Origin of the sequence: Asaia sp. SF2.1 (assembly GCF_000505765.1) — a bacterium.
GTDB lineage: Bacteria > Pseudomonadota > Alphaproteobacteria > Acetobacterales > Acetobacteraceae > Asaia > Asaia bogorensis.
Map to the genome: position 1 here is coordinate 104,060 of NZ_AYXS01000049.1, position 5,229 is coordinate 109,288.

6 protein-coding genes and 1 pseudogene are annotated in these 5,229 nt (G+C 62.2%); all 7 read left to right on the plus strand.

Annotation, left to right across the window (positions count from 1 at the left end; translation table 11 throughout):
• Positions 1 to 1,369 (plus strand): DUF3363 domain-containing protein (locus P792_RS34080; protein WP_031241559.1); only part of this gene is annotated, 1,369 nt, incomplete at its 5' end.
• 242 nt (positions 1,370 to 1,611) lie between these two features.
• On the plus strand, positions 1,612 to 1,953 hold the full coding sequence (locus tag P792_RS34085; RefSeq protein ID WP_018308121.1) for a helix-turn-helix transcriptional regulator: 342 nt from the start codon (positions 1,612 to 1,614) through the stop codon (positions 1,951 to 1,953).
• An 8-nt stretch (positions 1,954 to 1,961) separates the two neighbouring features.
• Positions 1,962 to 2,447 (plus strand): annotated as a pseudogene (locus P792_RS39330) (arsenate reductase ArsC); the annotation flags it as partial.
• Positions 2,442 to 2,879 (plus strand): arsenate reductase (glutaredoxin), encoded by a 438-nt coding sequence (gene arsC / locus P792_RS39335; protein ID WP_029604264.1) that lies wholly within the window; start codon positions 2,442 to 2,444, stop codon positions 2,877 to 2,879. The pseudogene P792_RS39330 and the gene arsC, both read left to right, overlap by 6 nt.
• Complete coding sequence (locus P792_RS34090) at positions 2,879 to 4,174, plus strand: arsenic transporter (RefSeq protein WP_018308119.1); 1,296 nt, start codon at positions 2,879 to 2,881, stop codon at positions 4,172 to 4,174. Before arsC ends, P792_RS34090 begins: the two co-directional genes overlap by 1 nt.
• Positions 4,175 to 4,195: 21 nt before the next feature.
• Positions 4,196 to 4,894 carry an arsenical resistance protein ArsH gene (arsH, locus tag P792_RS34095; protein ID WP_018308118.1) on the plus strand — a complete coding sequence of 233 codons (699 nt, stop codon included), beginning with the start codon at positions 4,196 to 4,198 and terminating at the stop codon, positions 4,892 to 4,894.
• Between the two features lie 8 nt (positions 4,895 to 4,902).
• A partial coding sequence (locus P792_RS34100; protein ID WP_023979787.1) for an NAD(P)-binding protein occupies positions 4,903 to 5,229 on the plus strand: 327 nt, incomplete at its 3' end.

Here is a 5,229-nt window from a genome sequence, read left to right on the forward strand (position 1 = left end):
GTTCGCCGAGCGCTGCGAGGATGATCGCCACCATTTCCGTTTCATCATCTCACCCGAGGACGCGCCCGACATGGCCGACCTCAAGGGCTATGCCCGCGAACTGGTCGGGCAGATGGAAAAAGACCTCGGCACGAAGCTGGACTGGGTGGGGGTGGATCACTGGAACACCCAGCATCCCCATGTCCACATCCTCGTGCGGGGCGTAGCCGAGGATGGCAGCGACCTCGTGATCTCCCGCGATTATATCCGGGAGGGCCTGCGCGCCCGTGCCCAGGATCTGGTGACGCAGGAACTCGGGCTACGCAATGACGTCGAAATCCATCGTGCCCTCGAACGCCAGGTCGGCGCCGAGCACTGGACCCAGCTCGACCGGCAACTCGCCCGCGATGCGGGCCGCAACGGCATCATCGACATGGCGCCAGCGCCGGATCGGCAGCCTGATCCGTTCGAGGCCCTGAAGGTCGGGCGCCTGCGCCACCTGGAGGGGCTCGGTCTCGCCCATCAGGTCGGTCAGGGACAATGGATGCTGGATGAATCCGCCGAGGCGACGCTCCGCGAGTTCGGGGAGCGCGGCGACATCATCAAGCGTATCCACCGCTCGCTGACGGAGCGCGGGATCGAGCGGAGCACATCGAGCTACGTCCTGGCGGGTGAAAGCCTCGACGTTCCTGTCGTCGGCAGGCTGGTCGATCGGGGGCTGGACGACGAGCTGAAAGGCACGGCCTACGCCGTCATCGACGGCGTGGATGGCCGCACGCATCATATCCGTTTTCCCGATCTCGACGCGACCGGTGATGGCAGCATGGGGTCGGTCGTGGAGCTTCGCGCCTTCGATGACAGGAAGGGGCAGCGTCGCGTGGCGCTGGCCGTCCGTTCCGACCTGTCGATCGAGGATCAGGTGACGGCGCGCGGGGCTACCTGGCTCGACCGGCAGGCAGTGGCGCGCGACCCTGTTGCATTGGGGCAGGCGGGGTTCGGTGCCGAAGTGCATGAGGCGATGGAGCGGCGGACCGAGCAACTGATTGAGCAGGGTCTTGCCGAACGCCGGACGCAGGGGGTGATCCTGGCGCGCAACCTGATCGGGAAACTCAGGGACCGCGAGCTTCACGAAGTGGGAGAGCGGCTCGCCGCTGAGACGGGCCGGACGTTCAGTCAGTCGGCATCGGGCGAGTATGTCACCGGCACGTATCGGCAACGCATGGCCCTGGCCTCCGGCCGCTATGCGATGATCGATGACGGCCTCCAGTTCCAGCTCGTGCCATGGACGCCGTCGCTGGAGAAGCAGCGGGGCCAGCACGTCTCCGGCGTCGCACGCGACGATGGCGGGATCGACTGGAGCTTCACCCGGAACCGGGGGCTCGGGCTATAGTCGTCGTGGCGATAAGGACAGTTAAATTCCCCTGGATTGAAGATAGACCCGCCGAGGGAAAGGAAGTTGCCGACGCTCGGTTCGTCAGTGGATATAGAGAATGATGAACGACCGACACGGCCAATATGTCGGGAAAGCAGCCAATCGGAAATCGGCAATGACACTGCACAATCCGGCGACAGGAACGGCCCATCGGGCGAAAGGGAATTGACAATATTCTATATATCCACGAGTAAGGATATATGGATACCGAATCGACCCTGTTGGCCCTGAGCGCACTGTCGCAATCCACGCGGTTGGAGATATTCCGCCTGCTGGTGCGCCATGAACCGAACGGGCTGCCGGCCGGAGACGTCGCGCGGCATCTCGATGTCCCGCAGAACACGATCTCGGCCCACCTCGCCACTCTGACCCGTGCCGGCCTGCTGACCTCGCAGCGCCATAGCCGTGTGATTGTCTATCGTGCCTGCCTACCGCGCCTGCGGGAACTGATGCTGTTTCTCGTCAAGGACTGCTGCGGGCAAAGCCCTGAACTTTGTGAGCCACTGGTTGCAGAACTGTCGTCCTGCTGCCCATCCGAGTGAACCCCCCAATGACCGATCGCGTCTTCAATGTGTTGTTTCTGTGTACGGGTAATTCCGCACGTTCGATTTTGGCCGAGAGCATCCTTCGCAAGGATGGTGCTGGCCATTTCAGGGTCTTCTCCGCCGGTAGCCATCCCAAGGGGCAGGTCAATCCTCTCGCCTTGAAAGTGCTGGCGAGCTTCGACTACCCGACCGAGGGACTGCGTTCCAAGCCCTGGGATGAGTTTGCTGTTGCGAACGCTCCCGTTATGGATTTCGTTTTTACCGTCTGCGATGACGCTGCTGGAGAAGTCTGTCCGGTATGGCCGGGGAAACCCATCACGGCCCATTGGGGCATTCCCGATCCGAGTAATGTTTCGGGAACCGATGCCGACCGGGAGCGAGCGTTCGTCTCGGCGTTCAAGGGTCTGAAGAATCGTATTTCCCTGCTTGTCGCATTGCCGCTGGCCAAGCTTGAGACTGCCAGTTTGGTGACGAAATTGCGCGACATTGGCACCGAGCCAACTGGCGTCACAATCTATCATAACCCGAATTGCGGCACATCGCGCAATACGCTTGCCCTGATCCGAAATGCGGGGATCGAGCCAACCATCATCGAATATCTCAAAACACCGCCATCGCGCGCCGAACTGGTCAGTCTGATCACGCGCATGGGGATCTCGGTTCGCGATCTCCTGCGGCGCAAGGGCACGCCCTATGATGAGCTTGGCCTCGATAATCCGGCCCTGAGCGATGACGACCTAATCGACGCCATGATGGCGCATCCAATCCTGATCAACCGGCCCATCGTCGTCACCCCGCTGGGTGCGGCACTCTGCCGTCCGTCCGAGGCAGTTCTGGACATCCTGCCCAACCCGCAGCGAGGCGCTTTCGTCAAAGAAGACGGCGAGAAGATCGTCGATGAATCCGGCAAGCGGATCGTCTGATGCTGGCGCTTCTGATTTTCGTTGTCACGCTCGTTTTTGTCATCTGGCAGCCTCGGGGGCTGGGTATCGGCTGGAGCGCAATGGCAGGTGCCGCCGTGGCCCTGGCGGCTGGTGTGATCCACTGGCACGACATTCCTGTCGTGTGGCACATCGTCTGGGACGCGACCTTCACCTTCATCGCGCTGATCGTCATCTCGCTGTTGCTGGATGAGGCCGGATTCTTCCATTGGGCCGCCCTGCACGTCGTGCGCTGGGGCAAAGGGCGAGGCCGTACGCTGTTCCCGCTGATCGTGGTGCTGGGAGCGGCCATTGCGGCTGTGTTCGCCAATGACGGCGCGGCCCTGCTGCTGACGCCCATCGTCATCGCCATCCTCACGCAGCTTCGCCTCAGTCCTGCTGCGGCGCTGGCCTTTATTATCGCCACTGGCTTCGTCGCGGATACCACCAGCCTGCCGCTCGTCATCTCCAACCTGGTGAACATCGTCAGCGCCAATTTCTTTGGCATTGCGTTCGATCGCTATGCCGCGATCATGGTCCCTGTCGATCTGGTAGCACTTGGTGCAACGCTGGCCGTCTTGTGGCTGTGGTACCGGCGGCAGGTGCCTGCGACCTATCCCGTCGCCGAACTGCCCGCACCTGCCACGGCCATTCGTGACCCCCATGTGTTCCGGGCGGCATTTCCGCTACTGGCCCTCGTACTGGCGGCCTATTTCCTGACCGCGCCGTTTCATATCCCGGTCTGTGTCGTAGCCTGCCTGGCCGCCGGAACCCTGTTGCTCGTCGCCGGGTATGGCCGGGTGATCCCTGTTCGCAAGGTGCTGCGGGGTGCCCCGTGGCAGATCGTGATCTTCTCCCTGGGCATGTATCTGGTGGTCTACGGGCTGCGCAATGCCGGGCTGACTGACTACCTTGCGACCGCACTGGTCTGGCTCGGTCATCAAGGGACGTTCACGGCCACCATCGGCACCGGCTTTCTGGCGGCTGTTCTGTCGTCCATCATGAACAATATGCCGAGTGTGCTGGTCGGGGCGCTGGCGATCCAGCAGGCTCACGACATCACGCCGCTGACACGCGACCTGATGATCTATGCCAACGTCATCGGCTGCGACCTCGGGCCAAAATTCACGCCGATTGGTAGTCTCGCAACACTGCTGTGGCTGCATGTGCTGGCATCCAAGAACCATCGGGTCACATGGGGGCAGTATATGAAAGTTGGACTGGCGATTACGCCGCCCGTCCTGCTGGCAACACTCGCGGCGCTGGCCCTGTGGCTGCCCCTGATCAGCCACCCGTAATACAAGAAAGGACCGATATATATGACCGCTCCTGACCTGCCAGCCCTGCACCCCGAATATCTTGAACGGGTCGATCTCGCGCGGCTCGAACCGCAACCGCGTGTGGACCATCCGCCGCGTATCCTGCTGCTCTACGGCTCTTTGCGTCCCCGATCCTTCAGTCGGTTGCTGGTGCTTGAGGCGGAACGCATCCTGAAGGTGCTGGGGGCCGAGACACGGGTGTTCGACCCGACCGGCCTGCCGATAGCGGATTCCGTGCCTGCCACGCATCCGAAAGTGCAGGAACTGCGGGAACTGTCGATCTGGTCGGAAGGCCAGGTCTGGTGCAGCCCCGAACGGCACGGCAACATAACCGCTGTGTTCAAAAACCAGATCGACTGGTTGCCATTGTCCGAAGGCTCGATCCGTCCGACGCAGGGCCGCACGCTGGCGGTCATGCAGGTCTCAGGCGGATCGCAAAGCTTCAATTCCGTCAATGCCCTGCGGGTTCTGGGCCGATGGATGCGGATGTTCACCATCCCCAACCAGTCCAGCGTGCCAATGGCCTATACGCAGTTCGGTGACGATGACCGCATGAAGCCGTCCCCCCTCTATGACCGGATGGTAGATGTCATGGAGGAACTGATGAAGTTCACATGGCTGCTGCGCGACCGGGCCGACTACCTCGTGGACCGCTATAGCGAACGGAAGACGGAATTCCGTCTCCCGGAAAGCCTGTGAGCCGGGCAATGGGCGAGCAGTTCGATGTCGTGATCGTGGGGGGCGGTCAGGCGGCCCTCGCCGCGTCGTATTTTCTACGACGGACCGGACTGCGTTACGTCATTCTCGATAACGGGACCCAGGCAGGTGGTGCATGGGTGCATGGCTGGGACTCCCTGCATCTGTTCTCGCCCGCGTCCTACAGTTCTCTCCCCGGCTGGCCGATGCCCGACACGCCGGATGGCAGCTACCCCACCCGCGACGAGGTGCTTGACTATCTGCACCGCTACGAAGCGCGCTATGCGCCGCCGATCCACCGCCCCGTAATGGTCGGACGTGTGGAACGCACTGACCAG